Below are 23,544 nucleotides of genomic sequence, written 5' to 3'. Positions count from 1 at the left end.
ATGAACATCGACTGGGCAGCCATCGGCTCCGTCTTCGGCGTCAGCCTCGTGGTCACCGTGGGCATGGTGGCCCTCTTCACCCTCGGCATCAAGGGCCTCTCCGCCCGCGAACGCGCCACGGCCCAGGGCAACTCGGCGGCCCTGGCAGTGACCACCGCCTACCTGTGCTTCGCGGCCTGCGCGGCCGTCGTGGCGTACGGCATCCATCTGATCGTGGCCAAGGCCTGACCGCGGCCGAAGCCTGAACGCGAGGCCGGCAAAGGCTCCTCCCCGAATTCGCTCGGGAGGAGCCTTCGGCATGCCCCACGGGTCCCGCTGGACCACTGGTGTGGGCCTTCCCACACAGTCCCCTCGCAGGTCAACGGCAAGTTGACGGCTCTTCCGGGAGCGTGGTGGACTTCCGGAGCCAAGTACGGCGGCAAGAGAGGAAGCCGGTGTGAATCCGGCGCGGTCCCGCCACTGTCACCGGGGTAGCAGTCCCCGGGAGCCAGGAACTCTCACCGCCGGTCTCGTCGAACCAGGGCGTGGACACCCTGAGTGAGGACCTATCGCCATGCGCGGCTGCCGACCGAGGTTGAGTACCCGATCCGTCCCCGACTCTTCGGCCGGCTGAGCCGATGGGTGCCGGTCGCGTCTTCGCGTACGGCGCCGCCGTCGGCCTTCTCGGTGATCTGGTGCTCGGCGATCCGCGCCGGGGGCATCCGGTCGCCGCGTTCGGGCGGACGGCCGGGACCGTGGAACGGCTGCTGTGGCGGGATCACCGGGGGTGGGGCGCGCTGCACACCGCGGTGTGCGCCGGCGGCGCCGTGACCCTGGGCGCCATCGCCCAGCGGCTCGTACGACCTTCCACCGCCGCTTCCGTCGCGCTCACCGCGACCGCCACCTGGGCCGTCGTCGGGGGCACTTCACTCGCCCGCGAGGCCGGCGCCATCGGGCGCGCCCTGGAGGCGGGCGATGTGGAGGCGGCGCGCGCCCGGCTGCCGCATCTGTGCGGGCGGGATCCGCAGTCCCTGGACGCCGACGGGATCGCCCGGGCGGTCGTGGAGTCCGTCGCCGAGAACACGAGCGACGCGGTCGTGGGTGCGCTGGTGTGGGGCGCCGTGGGCGGGGTGCCGGGGCTGCTCGGGTTCCGGGCCGTCAACACCCTGGACGCCATGGTGGGCCACAAGTCGGCCCGTTACCGGCGCTACGGGTGGGCTTCGGCGCGGCTGGACGACGTGGCTGGGTGGCCGGGGGCACGGCTCACCGCCGTACTGGCCGCCGTCGCCGGAGGTGACAGCCGGGGGGCCGTACGGGCCTGGCGGGCCGATGCGGCGAAGCACCCGAGCCCCAACGCCGGGCCGGTGGAAGCGTCGTTCGCGGGGGCGCTGGGGGTACGGCTCGGCGGGACGCTGTCGTACGGCGGGCGGATCGAGCATCGGCCCGTGCTGAACGAAAAGGGGCGTGCCGTGGAGGTCCGCGACATCGGCCGGGCCGTGCGGTTGTCACGGCGGGTCGGATGGCTGGCGTTGGGGGCCGGCGCGGCCGGTTCCCTGCTGCTGGCGTCGCTTTCGGGAAGGACGTCATGAACGGCGGAGGTCTCCTCGTAGCCGGTACCACCTCCGATGCCGGCAAGAGTGTCGTCACCGCCGGTATCTGCCGGTGGCTGGCGCGGCAGGGCGTCGAGGTCGCGCCCTTCAAGGCGCAGAACATGTCCCTCAACTCCTTCGTCACACGTGAGGGCGCCGAGATCGGGCGGGCGCAGGCCATGCAGGCGCAGGCCTGCCGGGTCGAGCCGACCGCGCTGATGAACCCCGTGCTGCTCAAGCCTGGCGGCGAGCAGAGCAGTCAGGTCGTGCTGCTCGGGAAGCCGGTCGGTGAGCTGAGTGCCCGCGGATACCACGGCGGGCGGCAGCAGAAGCTGCTCGGGACCGTGCTCGACTGTCTCGCCGAGTTGCGGGGCACGTATGACGCGGTGATCTGTGAGGGGGCGGGCAGTCCGGCGGAGATCAACCTGCGCCGGACCGACATCGTGAACATGGGGATCGCGCGCAACGCGCGGATCCCTGTGCTCGTCGTCGGCGACATCGACCGCGGGGGCGTCTTCGCCTCCTTCTTCGGTACCGTCGCCCTGCTGTCGCCGGAGGACCAGGACCTCGTCGCCGGGTTCCTCGTCAACAAGTTCCGGGGGGATGTCTCCCTGCTGGAGCCCGGCCTCGACATGCTCCACGGGCTCACCGGGCGGCGGACGTACGGCGTCCTGCCGTTCCGGCACGGCCTCGGGATCGACGAGGAGGACGGGCTCCGCGTCTCGCTGCGCGGCACCGTCCGCGAGTCGAACGTCGCCCCGCCCGTCGGCGCGGACGTGCTGCGGGTCGCCGTCTGCGCGATCCCCCTGATGTCCAACTTCACGGACGTGGACGCGCTGGCCGCGGAACCGGGTGTCGTGGTGCGGTTCGTGGACCGGCCCGAGGAACTCGCCGACGCCGATCTCGTCGTGGTCCCGGGGACCCGGGGGACGGTCCGGGCCCTGGAGTGGCTGCGGGAGCGGGGGCTCGCGGACGCGCTGCGGCGCAGGGCCGCCGAGCAGCGACCCGTGCTCGGCATCTGCGGTGGCTTCCAGGTCCTCGGGGAGCACATCGAGGACGACGTCGAGAGCCGGCGCGGGCAGGTGGCCGGCCTCGGGGTACTGCCCGTACGGGTGCGGTTCGCCCGGGAGAAGACCCTCACCCGGCCCGTCGGGGAGGCCCTCGGCGAGCGGGTCGAGGGGTACGAGATCCATCACGGGGTCGCCGAGGTGACCGGAGGCGAGCCCTTCTTGGACGGCTGCCGGGTCGGGCAGACCTGGGGCACCCACTGGCACGGCTCCCTGGAGTCGGACGGTTTCCGCCGGGCCTTTCTGCGCGAGGTGGCGGCCGCCGCGGGCCGCCGGTTCGTGCCGGCCCCCGACACCTCGTTCGCCGCGCTGCGTGAGGAGCAGCTCGACCGGCTCGGCGACCTGATCGAACAGCACGCGGACACCGACGCGCTCTGGCGGCTCATCGAGTCGGGCGCGCCGCAAGGACTGCCCTTCATCCCACCGGGAGCGCCCGCATGAGCACTGTGTTGTTGTTGTCGACCGCCGACACCGATCTGCTGGCGGCCCGGGCCGCTGCCGGTGCGGACTACCGGATCGGCAATCCGACGCGCGTCGACGTCGCGGAGGAGCTGCCCGCGCTGATCGAGGGCGCGGACATCGCCGTCGTACGGTTGCTGGGCGGCAAACGGGCCTGGGAGGACGGGCTCGCCGTGCTTCGGGCGTCCGGTGTGCCGACCGTGCTTCTTGGCGGCGAGGCAGTGCCGGACGCCGAGTTGATGGCCGAGTCGTCGGTACCGGCGGGCGTGGTCGCGGAGGCGCTGCGCTATCTCGTCGAGGGCGGACCCGCGAACCTGCTGGAGCTGTCCCGGTTCCTGTCGGACACCGTGCTGCTGACCGGCGAGGGGTTCGCCGAGCCGCAGAAGATGCCCGAGTTCGGGGTGCACGGCTCGTACGAGATCCGGGAAGGCCGCCCCACGGTCGGGGTGCTCTTCTACCGGGCCCACGAACTGAGCGGCAACACCGCCTTCGTGGACACCCTGTGCGACGCGATCGAGGCGCGTGGCGCCAACGCCCTTCCGGTGTACTGCGGTTCGCTGCGCGGGGCGGACGCCGGGCTGTACGAGATCCTGGCCGGGGCCGACGCGCTGGTCGCCACCGTGCTGGCCGCCGGCGGCACCCACGCCTCGCAGGCCTCGGCCGGCGGTGACGAGGAGGCCTGGGACGTCGGGGCGCTCGCCGATCTGAACGTCCCGGTACTGCAAGGCCTCTGCCTGACCTCCTCCCGGCAGGCCTGGGCCGAGTCCGACGCCGCCCTCTCCCCCATGGACGCGGCGATGCAGGTCGCCATCCCGGAGTTCGACGGCCGTCTGGTCACCGTGCCGTTCTCCTTCAAGGAGCAGGGCCCGGACGATGTCCCGGTGTACGTCGCCGATCCCGAGCGGGCCGGGCGCGTCGCCGGGATCGCCGTACGGCACGCGCGGTTGAAGCACAAGCCGAACGCTCAGAAGCGCGTCGCGCTGGTCTTCACCGCGTATCCGACCAAGCACTCGCGGGTCGGCAACGCGGTCGGTCTGGACACCCCCGCGTCGGCGGTGCGGGTCCTTGACGCCCTCAAGGCGGCCGGCTACGGCGTGACCGAATACCCGGCCGACGGTGACGAGTTGATCCATCGCCTGATCGCGGCCGGCGGGCACGACGTGGAGTGGCTGACCGAGGAGCAGCTGGCCGCCGCGCCCGCGCGGGTGCCGCTCGCGGACTACCGGGCGTGGTTCGAGAAGCTCGACCCGGAGCTGCGGGACGCGATGACGGAGGCGTGGGGCGAGCCGCCGGGCTCCCTCTACGTCGACGGGGAGGACATCGTCCTCGCCTCCCTCCGGTTCGGGAACGTCGTCGTGATGATCCAGCCGCCACGCGGCTTCGGCGAGAACCCGATCGCGATCTACCACGACCCGGACATGCCGCCGTCGCACCACTACATGGCCGCCTATCGGTGGCTGGAAAACAGCTTCGGCGCGGACGCGATCGTGCACATGGGCAAGCACGGCACGATGGAGTGGCTGCCCGGCAAGGGGCTCGGGCTGAGCGCCGGCTGTGCGCCGGACGCGGTCCTCGGGGAGCTGCCCCTGATCTACCCGTTCATCGTCAACGACCCCGGCGAGGGCACCCAGGCCAAGCGGCGCGGGCACGCCACCGTCGTCGACCATCTGGTTCCGCCGATGGCCCGGGCCGACACCTACGGCGACCTGGCCAAGCTGGAGCAGCTGCTCGACGAGTACGCGCTGGTCTCCGACCTGGACCCGGCGAAGGCGCCGGCCGTGCGGGCGCAGATCTGGACGCTGGTCAATGCGGCCGAGCTGCATCACGACCTGCATGTGGACGACCAGCCGGACGACGCCGACTTCGACGAGTTCGTCATGCACATCGACGGCTATCTGTGCGAGATCAAGGACGTGCAGATCCGCGACGGCCTGCACATCCTCGGCGGCGGGCCGGTCGGCGAGGCGCGGGTGAACCTGGTGCTGGCCGTGCTGCGGGCCTCGCAGGTGTGGGGCGGGCAGGCCAACGCGCTGCCGGGACTCAGGGCATCCTTCGCGGCCCATTTCGGGCTCAGCGAGAAGGAGTTGCTGGCCGAGCCCGGCGCGCCGGTGAAGGTGCCGGTGGAGCTGACGGATCTCGTGGAGGGTCCCTCGCGTACGGCAGCCGACGCGATCGACCTGCTGGAGCAGCTGTGCCGCCGGGTCGCGGAGGGCATGGAGCAGCGGGGCTGGGCCGTCGCCGAGAGCCGGGCGCTGGTACGGGAGGTGCTCGGCACCGAACTCCCGGAAGCCGTCGCGGTGCTGGAGTTCGCCTGCGCCGAGGTCGTGCCCCGGCTGGCACGCACCACGGACGAGATCGGCCACATCCTCAAGGCACTTGACGGCGGTTACGTCCCCGCCGGTCCCTCCGGTTCGCCCACGCGCGGGCTGGTCAACGTGCTCCCCACCGGCCGCAACTTCTACTCGGTCGACCCCAAGGCCATTCCCTCCCGGCTGAGTTGGGAGGTCGGCCAGTCCCTCGCCGACTCGCTGGTGCAGCGGTACCTCCAGGACACCGGCGAGTACCCGAAGTCCGTCGGGCTGACGGTGTGGGGCACCTCCGCCATGCGCACCCAGGGCGACGACATCGCCGAGATCCTGGCGCTGCTGGGCTGCCGTCCGGTCTGGGACGAGGCGTCGCGGCGGGTGACCGGCTTCGAGGTGGTCCCCCTGGACGAACTGGGCCGGCCCCGCATCGATGTCACGGTCCGTATCTCCGGCTTCTTCCGGGACGCGTTCCCGCACGTGGTCGGGCTGATCGACGACGCCGTGCGCAAGGTCGCCGAGCTGGCCGAACCCGCCGACCGCAACTACGTGCGCGCCCACGCCGACGAGGACACCGCCGAGCACGGCGACCGGCGGCGCGCCACCGCCCGTATCTTCGGCTCCAAGCCGGGGGCGTACGGCGCCGGGCTGCTGCCGCTGATCGACGCCCGCAACTGGCGCTCGGACGCGGATCTCGCCGAGGTGTACGCCGTCTGGGGCGGTTACGCCTACGGGCGGGGGCTCGACGGGCGGGCGGCGCGCGGGGACATGGAGACCGCGTTCAAGCGGATCGCCGTCGCCGCGAAGAACGTGGACACCCGCGAGCACGACCTCGTCGACGCCGACGACTACTTCCAGTACCACGGCGGCATGGTCGCGATGGTGCGCCATCTGACCGGCGCCAACCCCGAGGCGTACGTGGGTGATTCGGCCACGCCCGACCAGGTGAGGACCCGCACCCTGGGTGAGGAGACCCACCGGGTCTTCCGGGCCCGGGTGGTCAACCCGCGCTGGATGGCGGCCATGCGCCGGCACGGCTACAAGGGCGCCTTCGAGATGGCGGCGACCGTCGACTACCTCTTCGGGTACGACGCCACGGCCGGGGTCGTGGACGACTGGATGTACGAGAAACTCAGCGCGGAGTACGTCTTCGACGCGGAGAACAGGGACTTCATGAAGAAGTCCAACCCGTGGGCGCTGCGCGGCATCACCGAACGGCTCATGGAGGCCGCCGACCGGGGCCTGTGGGCCGAGCCGGACGCGGACACCCTGGAGCGGCTGCGCGCCACCTACTTGGAGCTCGAAGGCGACTTGGAGGGCGACCAGTGACCACCCCCTTCCCCTTTACGGCCGTCGTGGGTCAGGACGACCTGCGGCTGGCGCTGCTGCTGAACGCCGTGTCACCGGCGGTCGGCGGAGTACTGGTGCGCGGCGAGAAGGGCACCGCGAAGAGCACCGCCGTGCGGGCCCTGTCGGTGCTGCTGCCGGCCGTGGACGTCGTCGCCGGCTGCCGCTTCTCCTGCGACCCGGCCGCACCGGACCCGGCCTGCCCGGACGGGCCGCACGAGCCGGGCGCGTTCGAGTCCCGTCCGGCGCGCATGGTCGAACTGCCGGTCGGCGCCTCCGAGGACCGGCTGGTCGGCGCCCTCGACATAGAACGGGCCCTGGCGGAGGGCGTGAAGGCCTTCGAGCCGGGCCTGCTGGCAGACGCCCACCGGGGCATCCTCTACGTCGACGAGGTCAACCTCCTCCACGACCACCTGGTCGACCTGCTGCTGGATGCGGCCGCGATGGGCGCCTCGTACGTGGAGCGCGAGGGTGTCTCCGTACGGCACGCGGCGAAGTTCCTGCTCGTCGGCACCATGAACCCCGAAGAGGGCGAGCTGCGGCCGCAGCTGCTGGACCGGTTCGGTCTGACGGTGGAGGTGGCCGCCTCACGCGAGCCCGACCAGCGGGTGGAGGTGGTACGGCGGCGGCTCGCCTATGACGACGATCCGGCGGGTTTCGCGGCGCGTTGGGCCGACGAGGAGGCCGCCGTACGGCAACGGATCGTGGCGGCACGGGCGTTGCTGCCGTCGGTGCGGCTGGGCGACGGGGCGCTGCGGCAGATCGCGGCGACCTGTGCGGCCTTCGAGGTCGACGGCATGCGCGCCGACATCGTGATGGCGCGGACGGCGACCGCGCTGGCGGCGTGGGCCGGGCGGACCGACGTACTTGCGGAGGACGTCCGGCAGGCCGCGCTGCTCGCGCTGCCGCACCGCCGGCGCCGTAACCCCTTTGACGCGCCGGGGCTCGACGAGGACAGGCTGGACCAGACGCTGGAGGAGTTCTCCGGGGAGTCCGAGGACGACGATCCCGATCCGGACGGTCCCGGCGGGGGCGGCGGACAGCCCGCGCCCGACGACGGTGCCCCGCAGGGCGGCGACACGGGTGCGCAGCCCGAGGCCGGGGAGGACGGCGAGCCGCAGGCCTCCGGCGGCGGCTCGGGCGAGCAGGCGCCGACGCGGGCCGCCGAGCCCTTCCGCACCAAGGTGCTGACCGTGCCGGGGATCGGTGCGGGCGCCGCCGGCCGGCGGTCCCGGGCGCGGACCGAGCACGGGCGTACGACGGGTGCGCGGCGGCCCCGGGGTGCCCTGACCAAGCTGCACCTGGCGGCGACCGTGCAGGCGGCCGCCCCGCATCAGCGGGCGCGCGGGCGGTCCGGGCCGGGCCTTGTGGTCCGGCGGGACGATCTGCGGCAGGCGACCCGGGAGGGGCGTGAGGGGAACCTCGTACTGTTCCTGGTCGACGCGTCCGGGTCGATGGCGGCCCGGCAGCGGATGGGCGCCGTGAAGGGGGCCGTGCTGTCGCTGCTGCTCGACGCGTATCAGCGGCGGGACAAGGTGGGTCTGGTGACGTTCCGGGGGGCGGCGGCCGATGTGGCGCTGCCGCCGACCTCCTCCGTGGACGCGGCGGCGGCCCGCCTTGAGTCGCTGCCGACCGGGGGGCGTACGCCCCTCGCCGCCGGGCTGCTCAAGGCGCATGACGTGCTGCGGGTGGAGCGGTTGCGGGATCCGGCGCGGCGGGCGCTGGTGGTCGTGGTGACGGACGGGCGGGCCACGGGCGGACCGGAGCCGGTCGCGCTCGCCGGGCGGGCGGCCCGGCTGTTCGCGGCCGACGGGGTCGCCTCCGTGGTCGTGGACTGCGAGTCGGGGCCGGTACGGCTGGGGCTCGCCGGGCAGCTCGCCGGTGAGCTGGGCGGTACGGCGGTGACGCTCGACGAGTTGCGGGCGGACTCGATCGCCGGACTGGTGAAGGACGTGCAGAGGAGGGCCGCGTAATGCCGCAGGGACAGCCGAGTGTCGTGCCGGACGACGGGCTGACGACTCGTCAGCGAAGGAACCGGCCGCTGGTCGTCGTGCATACGGGCGTCGGCAAGGGCAAGTCCACCGCCGCGTTCGGGCTCGCACTGCGGGCCTGGAACCAGGGGTGGCCCATCGGGGTGTTCCAGTTCGTCAAGTCGGCGAAGTGGAAGGTAGGCGAGGAGCGGGCACTGCGCGTCCTCGGGGACTCCGGGGAGGGCGGGACCGTCGCCTGGCACAAGATGGGCGAAGGCTGGTCCTGGGTGCAGCGGGACCTCCAGGGTGACAACTTCAGCAACGAGGAGAAGGCCCGGGAGGGCTGGGAGCAGGTCAAGCGGGACCTGGCGGCCGAGACGTACCAGCTGTACGTGCTTGACGAGTTCGCCTACCCCCTGCACTGGGGGTGGGTGGACACGGACGAGGTCGTCGAGGTGCTGCGGAACCGGTCCGGGAACCAGCATGTCGTGATCACCGGGCGGAACGCGCCCGAGAAGCTGGTGGACTTCGCCGACCTGGTCACCGACATGTCCAAGATCAAGCATCCGATGGACGTGGGACAGAAGGGGCAGAGGGGCATCGAGTGGTGATGTCGTGGTGAGTTCCGTTTCCGTCCCACGGCTGGTCATCGCCGCGCCCTCCTCCGGCAGCGGCAAGACCACCGTTGCGACGGGGTTGATGGCCGCGTTCGCCGCGCGGGGGCTCGCCGTGTCCCCGCACAAGGTCGGGCCGGACTACATCGACCCCGGGTACCACGCGCTCGCGACCGGGCGGGTGGGGCGGAACCTCGACGCGTATCTGTGCGGGCCGGAGCTGATCGGACCGCTGTTCGCGCACGGTGCGCGGGGATGCGACATCGCCGTGGTCGAGGGTGTGATGGGGCTGTACGACGGGGCCGCCGGGGAGGGGGAACTGGCGTCCACCGCTCATGTCGCGAAGCTGCTGCGGGCGCCGGTGGTGCTGGTCGTGGACGCGTCGTCGCAGTCGCGGTCGGTGGCGGCGCTGGTGCACGGGTTCGCGTCCTGGGATCCGGAGGTGCGGGTCGGGGGCGTGATCCTGAACAAGGTGGCGTCGGACCGGCACGAGGAGTTGCTGCGGGAGGCGCTGGAGTCTTCCGGGGTGCCGGTGTTCGGGGTGCTGCGGCGGGTGGCTCAGGTGGATACGCCGTCTCGGCATCTGGGGTTGGTGCCGGTCGCCGAGCGGCGGGGCGAGGCGGTGGACGCGGTTGCCGCGATGGCGGCGCAGGTGGAGCGAGGGTGTGATCTGGAGGGGTTGCTGGGGCTGGCGCGGGGTGCGGGAGCGTTGTCGTGTGCGGCCTGGGATCCGGGTGAGGTTTTGGTTTCGTCGCCCCCGCCGCCTCTACCCGTCCCATCCCCAGGGGCTGGCGCCCCTTCGACCCCCGTTTCGGGGGCTGCCGCCCCCAGGTCCCCGCTTCGGCCCGAAGGGCCTCGTCCTCAGACGCCGGACAGGCTGAGTGGCAGGCCTGTCGTTGCGATCGCCTCCGGGCCCGCCTTCACCTTCTCCTACGCCGAGCACACCGAGCTGCTCGTTGCGGCCGGGGCCGAAGTCGTGCCCTTCGACCCCCTGCGGGACGAACAACTGCCCGACGGAACACGTGGGTTGGTCATCGGCGGCGGGTTCCCCGAGGTCTACGCCGCCGAGCTGTCCGCCAACGAGCCTCTGCGGAAGGCCGTCGCCGCCCTCGCGGAGAGCCGTGCTCCCGTCGCCGCCGAGTGTGCCGGGCTGCTGTATCTGTGTCAGGAGCTGGACGGGCTGGCGATGTGTGGCGTGCTGGATGTCCGTGCGCGGATGACCGAGCGGCTGACTCTCGGCTACCGGGACGCCGTCGCCGTGAGCGACAGTGTGCTGGCCGCCGCCGGGACGCGGATGCGGGGGCATGAGTTTCACCGGACCACGGTCGAGCCGGGGGCCGGTGCGGCGCCCGCGTGGGGTGTGCGTACTCCTCGGCCGCGGGTCGAGGGTTTTGTACAGCAGGATGTGCACGCGAGTTATCTGCACACGCACTGGGCGTCCGAGCCCGGTGTGGCCCGAAGTTTCGTGGAGAGGTGCCGGACGTCATGAGCAGCAGGTTGATCGGAGTCGGGGTGGGTCCCGGTGACCCCGAGCTGGTGACCGTCAAGGGGGTCAACGCTCTGCGCGCGGCCGATGTCGTCGTCGTACCGGTGATGGACAGCGGGGAGCGGGGGCGTGCGGAGGCGACCGTGCTGCACTACGTCGGCGCGGAGAGGGTCGTACGCGTCGTGTTCGCGCTCAACGAGCGCAGCGACCGGGGGCGGCGGGAGGCCGCCTGGGACGCGGCGGGCGCCGAGGTCGCCGAGTTGCTGCGTGGGCGTGGGGTGGTCGCCTTTGCCACCATCGGGGATCCCAACGTCTATTCGACGTTCACCTATCTCGCGCAGACCATCGCCGGGCTGGTGCCGGACGTGGTCGTGGAGACCGTGCCCGGTATCACCGCCATGCAGGACCTCGCCGCCCGCTCCGGGGCCGTGCTCACCGAGGGGACCGAGCCGCTGACGCTGGTGCCGGTGACGGCGGGTGCCGAGGTGCTGAAGGACGCGCTGAGCGGGCCGGGGACGGTCGTGGCGTACAAGTTCGGGCGGCAGGCCGGCGCCGTCGCGGAGGCGCTGCGGGAGACCGGGCGGATCGAGGACGCCGTGTGGGGGTCGGCGCTCGGGCTGGACGAGGAGTCCATCCGGCCCGCCGCCGAACTCGACGGCTCCCCGCTGCCGTACCTCTCCACGCTCATCGCGCCCCCGCGCCGGGACGGTGGCAGAGGCGGGAAGCTGTGAGCGCGTCAACCCGAGATGCCCACCACCAGCCAGATGAAGGCAGCGCCGGCGACCGTGCACAGCAGGGTGGAGCGGGCCGGGTGTTCGTGGTGGGCCTCGGGGAGGATCTCGGCGGCGGCCAGGTAGAGCAGGACACCGCCGAAGAGGCCGAGATAGCCGCCGAGCACGGTCTCCGGAAGGGTGAAGAAGACGGTGGACAGGGCGCCGAGGACGGGTGCGCAGGCGTCGGCGACCAGCATCCCCACGGCCCGGCGGCGCGCGTTGCCGTAGAGACTCGTGATGGTGAACGTGTTGAAGCCGTCCGCGAAGTCGTGCGCGATCACGGCCAGCGCCACCGCCGCGCCCATGCCGCCGCCCACCTGGAAGGCCGCGCCAATCGCCACGCCGTCCATCGCGCTGTGCCCGACCATCGCGCCGGCCGCCGTCAGGCCCACCTCGGGCGCCCGGTGACCGTGCTCGGCGCCGCCGTGCGCCGCCTGGCGGAGGGCCAGCGTGCGTTCCACCAGATGGGCCAGCAGGAAGCCGGTCACGAAGAGCAGCAGGGCGGCCGGTACGCCGAAGATCTCCCGGCCGGCCGCGTGCAGCGCCTCCGGCAGCAGGTCGAGGCCGACCACCCCGAGCATCAGGCCGCCGGCCAGGCCCAGGACCAGATGGCGACGGTCGGTCACGCGCTGTGCCGTCCAGCCGCCGGCCAGCGTCATCAGGAACGCGCCGAGCGCGACGAAGACCGCCATGTGCCCTTGCTATCCGATCGACCGGCCCCAGCGCACATTCAGCAACACCGGTAACACCGTTTGTCCAGAGAGGACCGATTTTCCATGGCCGATGCCGCTGCCTCTGCCGCTGTCGCAGCCACTGCCCTCGGCGCCGCCCCCACCGGCAAGGTGACCTTCGTCGGTGCCGGCCCCGGCGCCGCCGATCTGCTGACGTTCCGGGCCGCGCGCGCGATCGCCGAGGCCGATGTGGTGATCTGGGCCGCGAGCCTGGTCCAGGCGGAGGTCCTTCAGCACGCGCGCGAGGACGCGGAGATCCTCGACTCGGCCACGATGTCCCTCGAGGACGTCGTCGCCGTGTACGAGCGGGCGCGGGCCGAAGGGCTGCGGGTCGCCCGGATCCACTCCGGCGATCCGGCCCTGTGGGGCGGTACGCAGGAGCAGGTCGACCGGTGTGCCGGGATCGGCGTCGAGGTCGAGATCGTGCCGGGTGTGTCCTCCTTCTCGGCCGTCGCGGCGCTCGCCCAGCGCGAGCTGACCATTCCCGAGGTCGCGCAGTCCGTCGTCCTCACCCGGCTCGGCGGCGGCAAGACGCCGATGCCGCCGGGCGAGGAGGTCCGGGAGTTCGCCCGGCACGGCACCACCATGGCGATCTTCCTCTCCGCCGCGCGCAGCGGGCAGCTGGTGCGGGAGTTGCTGGAGGGCGGCTATCCGACGTCCACTCCGGTCGTCGTCGCCTATCAGGCGACCTGGCCGGAGGAGCTGATCGTGCGGTGCACGATCGAGACGCTGGAGGAGACGGTCAAGGAGCACAAGCTCTGGAAGCACACCCTCTTCCTGGTCGGCCCCGCCCTGGACGCCCACGGCACCCGCTCGCACCTCTACCACCCGGGCCACTTCCACGGCTTCCGCAAGGCCGACCCGGAGGCCCGGAAGGCGCTGCGCGAGCGGGGGGCCAGTACATGATCACGGTCATCGGTACGGGGACGGGGGTGCCCCTGCCGCCGGAGTCGCTGGCGGGGGCCGAGCTGGTGGTCGGCGGGCGGCGGCACCTGGACGCGGTCCGGCTGCCGGAGGGGGCCGGGCGGATCGTCCTCGGGCCGCTGGCGCCCGCGCTCGACGCCATCGAGGAGTACGCGGGCAAGGACCGGTCCGTGGTCGTGCTGGCCTCCGGGGACCCCGGGTTCTTCGGGATCGTCCGGGCGCTGGGCGAACGGTTCGGGCCGGAGCGGCTGGAGGTGCGGGCCGGCGTGTCGTCCGTCGCCGCCGCGTTCGCGCGGGTCGGGCTGCCGTGGGACGACGCGGTGGTGGTGAGCGCGCACGGGCGGGAGCCGCGTACGGCGGTCCACGTGTGCCGGGCGCATCCGAAGGTGGCGGTGCTGACGGGGCCGGGTGCGGGCCCGGCGGAGCTGGGGGCCGCGGTGCCGGCGGACCGGCGGCTCGTCGTGGCGAGCGCGCTCGGTGATCCGGAGCGGGAGCGGGTGGAGTGGGTCACGCCCGCCGAGGCCGCCGGCCGGGACTGGGGAGCGGACGTCAGCGTGGTGCTGTGTCTGGACGCGGCACGGGCGCTCGGTGCGGTGCGTACCGTCGCCGGGGTGTCTGCCGGGCCTGCCCAATGGGCTCTGGACGAAGGGGAGTTCGCACACCGTGACTCGATGATCACGAAGTTCGAGGTACGGGCGCTGGCGCTGGCCCGGCTCGGGCCGCGCCTCGGCGACCTGGTCTGGGACGTCGGCGCGGGCTCCGGGTCCGTGGCGGTGGAGTGCGCACGCCTCGGGGCGGCCGTAGTCGCCGTGGAGAAGGCCGCGGACGGGGTCGAGCGGATCGCCGCCAACGCGCGGGCGCACGGCGTGTACGTGGAGGTGGTGCACGGTACGGCGCCGGACGCCCTGGCCGGGCTCCCCGATCCCGACGCCGTGTTCGTCGGTGGGGGCGGCGGCGAGCTGCCCGCGGTCGTCGGCGCCTGCGCGCTGCGTGCCCGGCGGTCGGTGGTGGTCGCGCTGGCCGCCCTGGACCGGGTGCCGGCGGCGCGCGAGGCGCTCACCGGTGCCGGGTTCTCCTGCGAGGGGGTGCTGCTGCAGTCGTCGCGTCTCGCGCCGCTGCCGGGGGATGTGACCCGGCTGGCGGCGGCCAACCCCGTGTTTCTGCTGTGGGGGACCCGAATCCCCTATTTCGAAGAAGGAGTTGCTCAGTGATCGGCCTCATTTCCGCCACCGCGGCGGGGGCGGCGGCGCGCGACCGGCTGGCCGCGGCGTGGCCGGACCGCACGCGGGTGTACGACGGTCCGGTCGGGGACGCCGTGCGGTCCGCGTTCGCGGAGTGCGGGCAACTGGTGTGTTTCCTGGCCACGGGAGCGGTGGTACGGCTGATCGCCCCGCTGCTGGGCGAGAAGACGACCGACCCGGGTGTGGTGTGCGTCGACGAGGGCGGGCGGTTCGCCGTGTCCCTGGTCGGCGGGCACGCGGGCGGTGCGAACGAACTCGCCCGGGAGGTGGGTGAGGTGCTGGCCGCCCAGCCGGTGGTGACCACCGCGACGGACTCCGTCGGGCTGCCCGGCCTCGACACTCTCGGCTTCCCGGTCGAGGGCTCGTTGGCGACCGTGTCGCGGGCGATCCTTGACGGCGAACCGGTCGCCCTGCGCACCGAGTTGACGTGGCCGCTGCCGCCGCTGCCGCTGGCCGAGGAGGGCGCGTACACGGTCCGGCTGACCGACCGCGCGGTCGAACCCGCCGAGCACGAGGTCCTGTTGCGCCCGCCGTCCCTCGTCGTGGGCGTCGGCGCCTCCAGGAGCGCTTCCGTCGACGAGGTGCTCACCCTGATCGAGGGGGCCCTGCGGGACGCGGGTCTCTCTCCTCGCAGCATCGCCGAACTCGCCACCGTCGACGCCAAGGCCGACGAACCCGGCATCGTCGAGGCGGCCGCACGGCTCGGGGTCCCCCTGGTGACGTACTCCGCCGAGGAGCTGGCCGGCGTGGAGGTGCCCAACCCCTCCGACGCGCCCCTGGCCGCCGTCGGCACCCCGTCCGTCGCGGAGGCCGCGGCCCTGGTGCGCGGGGGCGACCTCCTCGTGCCCAAGCGGAAGTCGGGCGCTCAGCCGGCCATGGCGACCTGTGCGGTCGTACGGCGGCTCGCGCGCGGGCGGCTCGCGGTCGTCGGGCTCGGACCCGGCGCCCGTGATCTGCTCACCCCGCGGGCCAGGGACGAACTCCGGCGCGCCTCCGTGCTCGTCGGGCTCGACCAGTACGTCGACCAGATCCGCGACCTGCTGCGGCCCGGCACCCGCGTCCTGGAGTCGGGGCTCGGCGCCGAGGAGGAGCGGGCGCGGACGGCGGTCGCCGAGGCACGTGCCGGGCATGCCGTCGCACTGATCGGCAGCGGGGACGCCGGCGTGTACGCCATGGCCTCCCCCGCGCTCGCCGAGGCCTCCGACGACATCGACGTGATCGGCGTCCCGGGCGTCACCGCGGCCCTCGCCGCCGGGGCGATCCTGGGTGCGCCGCTGGGCCACGACCATGTCTCGATCAGCCTGTCCGACCTGCACACCCCGTGGGAGGTCATCGAGCGCCGGGTACGGGCCGCCGCCGCGGCGGACATCGTGGTGACCTTCTACAACCCGCGCTCCCGGGGCCGCGACTGGCAGCTGCCCAAGGCGCTCGGCATCCTCGGCGAGCACCGCGAGCCGACGACGCCGGTCGGTGTCGTACGCAACGCCTCACGCCCCGACGAGTCGAGCCGCGTGACCACCCTGGGCGCGCTGGACCCGGCGTGGGTCGACATGATGACCGTCGTGACCGTGGGCAACACGGCGACCAGGAACATCGCCGGGCGCATGGTCACCCCGCGCGGTTACCGCTGGCAGGAGACCGCTCCGGAGGGGGCCGAGTGAACCGGGTCGTCCACCCCATCGAGCAGGAGTCCTTCCGGCGGCTGCGCGCCCGCCTCGACACCTCGCACTTCCCGCCGCTGACCCGCGCCGTCGTGGAGCGGGTCATCCACTCCGCCGCCGACCTGGAGTACGCGGCCGACCTCGTGACCGACGAGGACGACCTGGTGAGGGCGCATGCCGCGCTGCACGCCGGGGCGCCGGTCGTCGTGGACGTGGAGATGGTCGCCGCCGGTATCACCCGCCGGGAGACGGTGTGCCGGCTGCGCGATGGCAGGTCCGGCCCTGGACTGACCCGTTCGGCACATGCCGTCCGGCTCGCGTACGAGGAGGTCGGGCCCGGCGCCCTGTGGGTGATCGGCTGTGCGCCGACCGCCCTGGAGGAGCTGCTGACGCTGGACGCGTCCCCCGCGCTCGTCATCGGTCTGCCCGTCGGTTTCGTCGGCGCGGCCGAGTCCAAGGCCGCGTTGCGCGCGAGCGGGCTGCCCGCCGTGAGCAACGTGTCCGAGAAGGGCGGTTCGGCGGTCGCCGCCGCCGCGCTCAACGCCCTGCTGTACCACCCCACTTCCGAGGAGAACCTGTGACCACCCCGCCCGCCCTGCTCATCGCCGGCCATGGCACCCGGGACGACGCCGGAGCCGAGGCGTTCCGTGACTTCGTACGGGAGCTCGGGCGCCGCCACCCCGAACTGCCCGTCGCCGGCGGCTTCATCGAACTGTCCCCGCCCCCGCTGGGCGAGGCGGTGACCGAGCTGGTGGAACGGGGAGTACGGCGCTTCGCCGCCGTACCGCTGATGCTGGTCTCCGCCGGGCACGCCAAGGGCGACATCCCGGCCGCGCTGGCCCGGGAGAAGGAACGGCACCCCGGGATCTCGTACACGTACGGGCGTCCGCTGGGCCCGCACCCCTCGTTGCTGGCCGTCCTGGAGCGACGCCTGGACGAGGCGCTGGGTGCCGGCGAGGGGCGCGCCCCGATGGACCGGGCGGACGTGACCGTGCTGCTGGTGGGCCGGGGTTCCACGGACCCCGACGCCAACGCCGAGGTGCACAAGGCGGCGCGGCTGCTGTGGGAGGGGCGCGGGTACGCCGGTGTGGAGACGGCGTTCGTGTCGCTGGCGGCGCCGGACGTGCCGAGCGGACTCGACCGCTGTCTGAAACTGGGGGCGCGCCGGATCGTCGTACTCCCGTACTTCCTGTTCACCGGGATCCTGCCGGAGCGGGTGCGGCAGCAGACCGAGGGCTGGGCGGCCGCGCACCCCGAGGCGGAGGTGCGCTCGGCGGATGTCATCGGGCCCGCGCCGGAGCTGCTCGACCTGGTGATGGAGCGGTACCGGGAGGCGGCCGCGGACGAGGTGCGGATGAACTGCGACTCGTGTGTGTACCGGATCGCGCTGCCCGGTTTCGAGGACAAGGTGGGGCTGCCGCAGCAGCCGCACTTCCACCCCGACGACGAGGGTCACCACCACGGCCACGGCCACCACCATCACGGCGGGCACGCGCATGCGCACTGACGACGGCTCCGGCGGCTCCGGAGGCCGGCACGATCTGCGGCACCACGGCGACGCCGAGGTCCGTGACCACGGTTCGGCGCTGGTCGACCTCGCGGTCAATGTGCGGGCCGACACTCCCCCGGCCTGGCTGCGGGAGCGGATCGCCGGATCGCTGGGCGGGCTCGCGGCCTACCCCGACGGGCGGGCGGCGCGGGCGGCGGTCGCCGCGCGGCACGGGCTGCCTGCGGAGCGGGTGCTGCTGACGGCGGGCGCGGCGGAGGCGTTCGTGCTGCTGGCGCGTGCGCTGAGGGTGCGCCGGCCGGTGGTGGTGCATCCGCAGTTCACCGAGCCGGAGGCGGCGCTGCGGGACGCGGGGCACACCGTGGGCCGGGTGCTGCTGCGGGAGTCGGACGGGTTCCGGCTCGATCCGGCGGCCGTTCCGGAGGACGCCGACCTGGTGCTGGTCGGGAACCCGACGAATCCGACGTCCGTGCTGCATCCCGCCGAGGCGATCGCCCGGCTCGCCCGGCCCGGGCGGACCCTGGTGGTCGACGAGGCGTTCATGGACGCGGTACCGGGTGAGCGGGAGGCGCTGGCCGGGCGGACCGATGTGCCGGGGCTGGTGGTGCTGCGCAGTCTGACGAAGACATGGGGGCTGGCCGGGCTGCGGGTCGGCTATGTGCTGGCCGCGCCTGAGATCATCGCCGAGTTGGCGCGGGCGCAGCCGTTGTGGCCGGTGTCGTCGCCGGCGCTGGTGGCCGCCGAGGCGTGTGTGGCGCCGCGCGCGCTGGCGGAAGCGGCGCACGCGGCACACCGGGGGGCGGCCGACCGGGCCCATCTGGTGGCGGGGCTCGATGAGTTCGCGCCGGAGGGGGTGCGGGTGGTGGGGCCTGCGGAGGGGCCGTTCGTGCTGGTGAGAATGGCGGGGGCCGCCGCCGTGCGGCGGCAGCTGCGGGTGCTGGGGTATGCGGTGCGGCGGGGGGACACGTTTCCCGGGCTGGATGAGGAGTGGGTGCGGGTCGCTGTGCGGGATCGGGTGACGGTGAACGGGTTTTTGCAGGCGCTTGATCGGGCGCTGACGTTGATACGCGCGTGAAGGGGGAACTGCGCTCCGTTGTCGGGTGCCGGTTGTCTGTGGCTGGTCGCGCCCGCGCGGCGGTAGCCGCACATCGACTACCGCCCCGCGCCCCTCAAAAGCAGGGTGTCAGCGCCTGCGTCGAGCCAATGCCACCGCTCCTCCACCCGCCGCTACGAGCACGAGCGCTCCGCCCGCCACATACGGCGTCACCGAACTCCCGCCCGTCTCCGCCAGCCTGGTCTCGTGCGCCGGGGCGCCCTGCGGCTTGACGTCGGCCACCGGATCAGCGGGATCAGCGGGATCCGGTGGTGTCTCGCACGTCGCCTTCGCCAGGGTCAACGTTCCTTCCACGTCGGCCACGTTCAGCTTGAGCGGGTTCACGGAGACCTTGAGTTCGAGGGCGCTGGCCGCCGCCGTTCTCGAAGTCGTCTCGCGCTTGGACAGGTCGAGGCGGACCTCACCGACGCCGGGGACCTTGACGTCGGTGGGGCCGCCCGCGCTCAGCGTCACCCGCTTGCCGAGGACCGTGACGGCGCCGAGCACGTTCGCGGAGGCCACCGGCTGCCTGCCGGTCTCGCAGGTGGCCTTGGAGGTGACGGTGTCGAGTTCGACGAGGGACAGCAGAGGCAGGCCCGGCAGGTGCAGCCGGGCGTGGGCGAGGTGGACCGAGCCCTCGGCCCGGCTGTCGGAGACCGTCGCCTTCGCCGAGGCGACGTCCGCGCCCAGGACGCTGAACGGCTTGCCGCCGTCCACTCCGTCGAGCGTGGCGGTCAGCGCGGTGCGGTCGGCGCTCTGCGGTGCCCGGACCTCGTTCAGGGAGACCGCGAGCGGGACGTTCACGGTCTTGTTGAGGAGGGATACGTCCAGGCCGGTGCGGAGGACGACCGCGCCGGCGCGACCCTGGTCGGTGGTCGCGTGTGCGGCGCCCGCGCCGGCCAGGGCCGCGGGACCGGCGACCAGGACGGCGGCGGTCGCGACGGTCGCGAGACGGCGTGCGGGCATACGGAATGTGTCGCTGTTCAAGGTGGTGGGACCCCCAGAGGAAACTTGCTCGGGACCCGCCAAGAATTACGCACTGTGGGTGAACGGGCAGCAATCCTGCGTTACTTCACTCATTAGTGGACTTTCCGTGCATGTATTCGAGTCGGCAGGCACAGGAGTTCCTTTACTCGACGACCTGCCCGTTCAGCACCACTCGCCGGGGGGATGCGAGGACGCGTACGTCCGCGCGCGGGTCGCTCTCGTACACCACCAGGTCCGCCGGTGCGCCCTCCTCCAGGCCGGGCCTGCCGAGCCAGGCGCGGGCGGCCCAGCTGGTCGCCGCGAGCGCGTCGACGGGCGGGATCCCGGCGGTGACCAGCTCTGCGACCTCGCCCGCGACCAGACCGTGGGCGAGGCTGCCGCCGGCGTCCGTGCCGACGAACACCGGGATGCCGGCGTCGTAGGCGGCGCGGACGGTGTCGTAGCGGCGTTCGTGGAGCCGGCGCATATGGGCCGACCAGCGCGGGAACCTGGTGTCGCCGCCCGCCGCGAGCTGCGGGAAGGTGGCGATGTTGACGAGGGTCGGGACGATGGCGACACCGCGCGCGGCGAAGAGGGGGATCAGCTCCTCGGTCAGGCCCGTCGCGTGCTCGATGCAGTCGATGCCGGCCTCGACCAGGTCCTGGAGCGAGTTCTCGGCGAAGCAGTGGGCGGTTACCCGGGCGCCGAGCCGGTGCGCCTCCGCGATCGCCGCCTCCACCGCGTCCCTCGGCCAGCTGGGGGCCAGGTCACCGAGGTCGCGGTCGATCCAGTCGCCGACCAGCTTGACCCAGCCGTCGCCGCGCCGGGCCTCCTGGGCGACATACGCGACCAGGTCCTCCGGCTCGATCTCGTGGGCGAAGTTCCTTATGTAGCGGCGGGTGCGGGCGATGTGCCGGCCGGCCCGGATGATCTTCGGGAGGTCCTCGCGGTCGTCGACCCAGCGGGTGTCGGAGGGCGACCCGGCGTCCCGGATCAGCAGCGTGCCGGCCTCCCGGTCGGTGAGGGCCTGCTTCTCGGCGGTCGCCGCGTCGACGGGTCCGTGCGGGCCGAGGCCGACATGGCAGTGGGCGTCGACGAGACCGGGGAGCGCCCAGCCCTCGACGGTCCGGAGGTCACGGGCGCCGGCGGGACGGTCGTAGGAGACACGGCCACCCACCACCCACAGTTCGTCGCGGACGTCCTCGGGTCCCGCAAGGACCCGGCCCTTCACGTGCAGCACCGCTTGATCGCTCATGCTACGCACGATAGTTCGTCGGGCGCGGGTGGTTCGTGGTTGCTCGCGCCCACGCGGCGGAGCCACATATCGGTACAGCCCCGCGCCCCTTGGGGCGCTGCTCAGCGGGCGCGTCTACGCAGAACCGTCCTCTTCCACATCCGCCATCGCCGGATCCAGCAGCCTCGACAGGAAGTGGCGCGTCCGCTCATGGCTCGGGTTGCCGATGACCTGGTCCGGCGTGCCGTCCTCGACCACGACTCCGCCGTCCATGAACACCACCCGGTCGGCGACCTCCCGCGCGAAGGTCATCTCATGGGTGACGACCATCATCGTCATGCCCTCCTGTGCCAGCATCCGCATCACCGCCAGCACATCCCCGACCAGCTCCGGGTCGAGGGCCGAGGTCGGCTCGTCGAAGAGCATCACCTCGGGGCCCATCGACAGCGAGCGGGCGATCGCCACGCGCTGCTGCTGGCCGCCGGAGAGGGAGGCGGGGTAGGCGTTCGCCTTCTCCGTGAGGCCGACGCGCCGGAGGTTCTCGGCGGCCGCCCGGGCCGCCGTCGCCTTGTCCCGCTTCAGGACCCGGCGCTGCGGCAGCGTGAGGTTCTCGGTCACCGTGAGGTGCGGGAAGAGGTTGAACTGCTGGAAGACCATGCCGATACGGCGGCGTACGGCGTCGATGTCGACGTCGGGGTCCGTCAACTCCGTGCCGCCGACGAACACCTTGCCCTTGGTGGGTTCTTCAAGGAGGTTGACGCACCGGAGCAGCGTGGACTTGCCGGAGCCCGACGGGCCGATGACGCACACGACCTCGCCCTGGCCGATCTCCAGGTCGATGCCGCGCAGCACCTCGTTGTCGCCGAAGGACTTGTGCAGTTCCTTCACCTCGATCTCGGGTCGGCTCATTTGACGGCCTCCTGGGCCTTCGCCTCCATACGGCGCACCACGAAGCCGAGCGGGATCGTGACCAGCAGGTAGCACAGGCCGGCGACGAGGATCGGCGTGGAGTTGGCGGTGGTACTGGCCAGGTCACGGCCGTACTTGGACAGTTCGCGCTCCTCCAGGGTGACGCCGAGGAACAGGACCAGGGAGGAGTCCTTGAACAACAGGACCAGTTCGTTGGTCAGGGGCGGGAGGATGATGCGGAACGCCTGCGGGATGACGATCGAGACCATCGCGCGGGCCGGGGAGAAGCCCAGCGAACGGGCCGCCTCCAGCTGGCCCTTGGGGACCGCCTGGATGCCCGCGCGGATCGTCTCGGCCATGTAGGCGGCGGCGACCAGGCCGAGGGCCAGGGCCACCTTGCCGTAGGTACCGCCGATGATCTCCGTGCCGGGGAAGGCGAGCGGGACTGCGACCCCGATGAAGATGAAGATCAGCAGGGCGGGCAGGCCGCGGAAGATCTCGATGTAGACGCCGGCCAGCCAGCGGTAGGGGCCGACGGAGGACAGCCGCATCAGCGCGATCAGCATGCCGAGCGCCAGGCCGACGACGAAGCCGGACACCGTGTAGAGCACGGTGTTCTTCAACGCCAGCGTGATGACGTCGGGGAACATCTGCTTGGCGATGTCCCACTGGGCGAACTGGTTCTGCAGCCGTCCCCAGTCGGCGCCGACCGCGAAGGCGATCACGGCGGCGACGAAGACGACGTACTGCACACCGCGCGACAGCCGGCGCTTCTGACGCCGGGTCAGGCCCCTCTTGCGGGGCTGGAGTGCCGCGTCCGTGGCGGTCATGAGGCCGAGGGAGACGCGGCGGCCGCGTCGTACGGGCCGATCCACTTCTCGTACAGCTTCTTGTAGGTGCCGTCGGCCTTGGCGTCCGCGATCGCCTTGTTGACGGCGGCGAGGAGCTTGGTGTTGCCCTTCTTGACCGTGAAACCGTACTGCTCACCGGTGTTGATCTGCCCGGCGACCTGGAAGGCGGCGGCGTTGGCCTTGTCCTTCAGCCATCCCTGGACCACCGGGTAGTCGATGACGACGGCCTTGACCTGGCCGGCGCGCAGTCCGTTGAGGACGGCGTCGGAGGACTCGAAGGAGACCGGGTCGAAGCCCTGCGCCTTCGCGTAGTCCTCGCCGGTGGTCTGCGCCTGGGTGCCCAGCTTGACCTTCTTCGCCTTGGCGTCGGCGAGCGAGGTGATACCGCTGTCCTTGGCGACCAGGAGGGCCTGGGTGGCGTCGAAGTACGGGTCGGAGAAGTCGACGTTCTTCTTGCGCTCGGCGGTGATGGTCATGCCGGCCGCGGCCAGGTCGCACTCGCCGGAGTTGAGGAAGGCGCCGGTCTTGAAGTTCTCGAACGGCGTGTCGAGGATCTGCTGCTTCACGCCGAGGTTCTTGGCGACGAGGTCGATCATCGAGACGTCGAAGCCCTGCACCTTGCCGTCGACCTCCGACTGGAACGGCGGGTACGGGAGGTGGGTGCAGGTGGTGAGCTGGCCGGCCTTGACGAGTTCGACCCCGCCCGCGGCCGTTCTGGAGGCGCTGGAGCCGTTGCCGCTCGACGTGCAGCCGGCCACGAGGGCCAGCCCGGCCGCGGCGGTGACAGCGGCCAGGGCGCGAGCCCGGCGGCGCCCGAGGAGCGTGGTCACGAGACCTCCG

20 protein-coding genes and 1 riboswitch are annotated in these 23,544 nt (G+C 72.6%); of the genes, 14 read left to right on the top strand and 6 right to left on the bottom strand.

The window, feature by feature from the left end; genetic code table 11:
- The 8 genes from ACZ7OO_RS28325 (at position 1) to cobI (ending at position 11,545) form a co-directional block, all read left to right on the top strand.
- Positions 1 to 228, top strand: a complete 228-nt coding sequence (locus ACZ7OO_RS28325) for a hypothetical protein (RefSeq protein WP_352224000.1) — start codon at positions 1 to 3, stop codon at positions 226 to 228.
- 148 nt (positions 229 to 376) lie between these two features.
- A riboswitch (cobalamin riboswitch) is annotated at positions 377 to 519 on the top strand.
- 98 nt (positions 520 to 617) lie between these two features.
- The gene (locus ACZ7OO_RS28320; RefSeq protein ID WP_471508922.1) at positions 618 to 1,568 is read left to right on the top strand and encodes a cobalamin biosynthesis protein; all 951 of its coding nucleotides are present in this window, start codon (positions 618 to 620) and stop codon (positions 1,566 to 1,568) included.
- Positions 1,565 to 3,076, top strand: coding sequence for a cobyric acid synthase (locus ACZ7OO_RS28315; RefSeq protein WP_471508920.1), 1,512 nt, complete (start codon positions 1,565 to 1,567; stop codon positions 3,074 to 3,076). The genes ACZ7OO_RS28320 and ACZ7OO_RS28315 overlap by 4 nt, the downstream gene beginning before the upstream one ends.
- The gene (gene cobN / locus ACZ7OO_RS28310; RefSeq protein WP_471508918.1) at positions 3,073 to 6,726 is read left to right on the top strand and encodes a cobaltochelatase subunit CobN; all 3,654 of its coding nucleotides are present in this window, start codon (positions 3,073 to 3,075) and stop codon (positions 6,724 to 6,726) included. Before ACZ7OO_RS28315 ends, cobN begins: the two co-directional genes overlap by 4 nt.
- The gene (locus ACZ7OO_RS28305) at positions 6,723 to 8,717 is read left to right on the top strand and encodes a putative cobaltochelatase (protein WP_471508917.1); all 1,995 of its coding nucleotides are present in this window, start codon (positions 6,723 to 6,725) and stop codon (positions 8,715 to 8,717) included. Before cobN ends, ACZ7OO_RS28305 begins: the two co-directional genes overlap by 4 nt.
- A complete protein-coding gene (gene cobO, locus ACZ7OO_RS28300) occupies positions 8,717 to 9,325 on the top strand; it encodes a cob(I)yrinic acid a,c-diamide adenosyltransferase (protein WP_471508915.1) in 609 nt (202 codons plus the stop codon). The genes ACZ7OO_RS28305 and cobO overlap by 1 nt, the downstream gene beginning before the upstream one ends.
- Positions 9,326 to 9,329: 4 nt before the next feature.
- Entirely contained in the window at positions 9,330 to 10,817 is a 1,488-nt protein-coding gene (locus ACZ7OO_RS28295; protein ID WP_471508913.1) for a cobyrinate a,c-diamide synthase, read from the top strand.
- Entirely contained in the window at positions 10,814 to 11,545 is a 732-nt protein-coding gene (gene cobI, locus ACZ7OO_RS28290) for a precorrin-2 C(20)-methyltransferase (RefSeq protein ID WP_471508911.1), read from the top strand. The genes ACZ7OO_RS28295 and cobI overlap by 4 nt, the downstream gene beginning before the upstream one ends.
- 5 nt (positions 11,546 to 11,550) lie before the next feature.
- On the opposite strand, the gene ACZ7OO_RS28285 is transcribed toward cobI, so the two are convergent.
- Positions 11,551 to 12,279: a ZIP family metal transporter gene (locus ACZ7OO_RS28285; protein ID WP_471508909.1), complete on the bottom strand. Its 729-nt coding sequence runs from the start codon at positions 12,277 to 12,279 to the stop codon at positions 11,551 to 11,553.
- A gap of 84 nt (positions 12,280 to 12,363) precedes the next feature.
- Here ACZ7OO_RS28285 and cobM point away from each other — a divergent pair, with 84 nt between their 5' ends.
- Genes cobM through cobC form a run of 6 tightly spaced genes read left to right on the top strand, consistent with a single transcriptional unit; the run spans position 12,364 to position 18,726 of the window.
- Positions 12,364 to 13,224 carry a precorrin-4 C(11)-methyltransferase gene (cobM, locus tag ACZ7OO_RS28280; RefSeq protein ID WP_471508907.1) on the top strand — a complete coding sequence of 287 codons (861 nt, stop codon included), beginning with the start codon at positions 12,364 to 12,366 and terminating at the stop codon, positions 13,222 to 13,224.
- On the top strand, positions 13,221 to 14,453 hold the full coding sequence (gene cbiE, locus ACZ7OO_RS28275) for a precorrin-6y C5,15-methyltransferase (decarboxylating) subunit CbiE (protein WP_471508905.1): 1,233 nt from the start codon (positions 13,221 to 13,223) through the stop codon (positions 14,451 to 14,453). Before cobM ends, cbiE begins: the two co-directional genes overlap by 4 nt.
- On the top strand, positions 14,450 to 16,144 hold the full coding sequence (gene cobJ / locus ACZ7OO_RS28270) for a precorrin-3B C(17)-methyltransferase (RefSeq protein WP_471508903.1): 1,695 nt from the start codon (positions 14,450 to 14,452) through the stop codon (positions 16,142 to 16,144). Before cbiE ends, cobJ begins: the two co-directional genes overlap by 4 nt.
- Positions 16,141 to 16,725 carry a precorrin-8X methylmutase gene (locus ACZ7OO_RS28265; RefSeq protein ID WP_471508901.1) on the top strand — a complete coding sequence of 195 codons (585 nt, stop codon included), beginning with the start codon at positions 16,141 to 16,143 and terminating at the stop codon, positions 16,723 to 16,725. Before cobJ ends, ACZ7OO_RS28265 begins: the two co-directional genes overlap by 4 nt.
- Positions 16,722 to 17,651: a sirohydrochlorin chelatase gene (locus tag ACZ7OO_RS28260; protein WP_471508899.1), complete on the top strand. Its 930-nt coding sequence runs from the start codon at positions 16,722 to 16,724 to the stop codon at positions 17,649 to 17,651. The genes ACZ7OO_RS28265 and ACZ7OO_RS28260 overlap by 4 nt, the downstream gene beginning before the upstream one ends.
- Entirely contained in the window at positions 17,641 to 18,726 is a 1,086-nt protein-coding gene (cobC, locus tag ACZ7OO_RS28255) for an Rv2231c family pyridoxal phosphate-dependent protein CobC (RefSeq protein WP_471508897.1), read from the top strand. Before ACZ7OO_RS28260 ends, cobC begins: the two co-directional genes overlap by 11 nt.
- Before the next feature lie 108 nt (positions 18,727 to 18,834).
- Here the strand turns inward: cobC and ACZ7OO_RS28250 are convergent, their stop codons facing one another.
- The 5 genes from ACZ7OO_RS28250 to ACZ7OO_RS28230 all read right to left on the bottom strand — a co-directional run bounded on the left by ACZ7OO_RS28250 (position 18,835) and on the right by ACZ7OO_RS28230 (position 23,534).
- A complete protein-coding gene (locus ACZ7OO_RS28250) occupies positions 18,835 to 19,731 on the bottom strand; it encodes an SCO1860 family LAETG-anchored protein (RefSeq protein WP_471508895.1) in 897 nt (298 codons plus the stop codon).
- 142 nt (positions 19,732 to 19,873) lie between these two features.
- Entirely contained in the window at positions 19,874 to 20,965 is a 1,092-nt protein-coding gene (locus tag ACZ7OO_RS28245) for an amidohydrolase family protein (RefSeq protein ID WP_471508893.1), read from the bottom strand.
- Between the two features lie 114 nt (positions 20,966 to 21,079).
- Positions 21,080 to 21,853: an amino acid ABC transporter ATP-binding protein gene (locus ACZ7OO_RS28240; RefSeq protein ID WP_471508891.1), complete on the bottom strand. Its 774-nt coding sequence runs from the start codon at positions 21,851 to 21,853 to the stop codon at positions 21,080 to 21,082.
- On the bottom strand, positions 21,850 to 22,683 hold the full coding sequence (locus ACZ7OO_RS28235) for an amino acid ABC transporter permease (RefSeq protein WP_471508889.1): 834 nt from the start codon (positions 22,681 to 22,683) through the stop codon (positions 21,850 to 21,852). Before ACZ7OO_RS28235 ends, ACZ7OO_RS28240 begins: the two co-directional genes overlap by 4 nt.
- On the bottom strand, positions 22,680 to 23,534 hold the full coding sequence (locus ACZ7OO_RS28230) for an ABC transporter substrate-binding protein (protein WP_471508887.1): 855 nt from the start codon (positions 23,532 to 23,534) through the stop codon (positions 22,680 to 22,682). Before ACZ7OO_RS28230 ends, ACZ7OO_RS28235 begins: the two co-directional genes overlap by 4 nt.
- Positions 23,535 to 23,544: the final 10 nt, after the last annotated feature.

This window comes from Streptomyces sp. NPDC111744 (assembly GCF_055634995.1).
The sequence above is the reverse complement of the archived record's forward strand: the minus strand, read 5'-3'. Positions and strand labels throughout refer to the sequence as shown.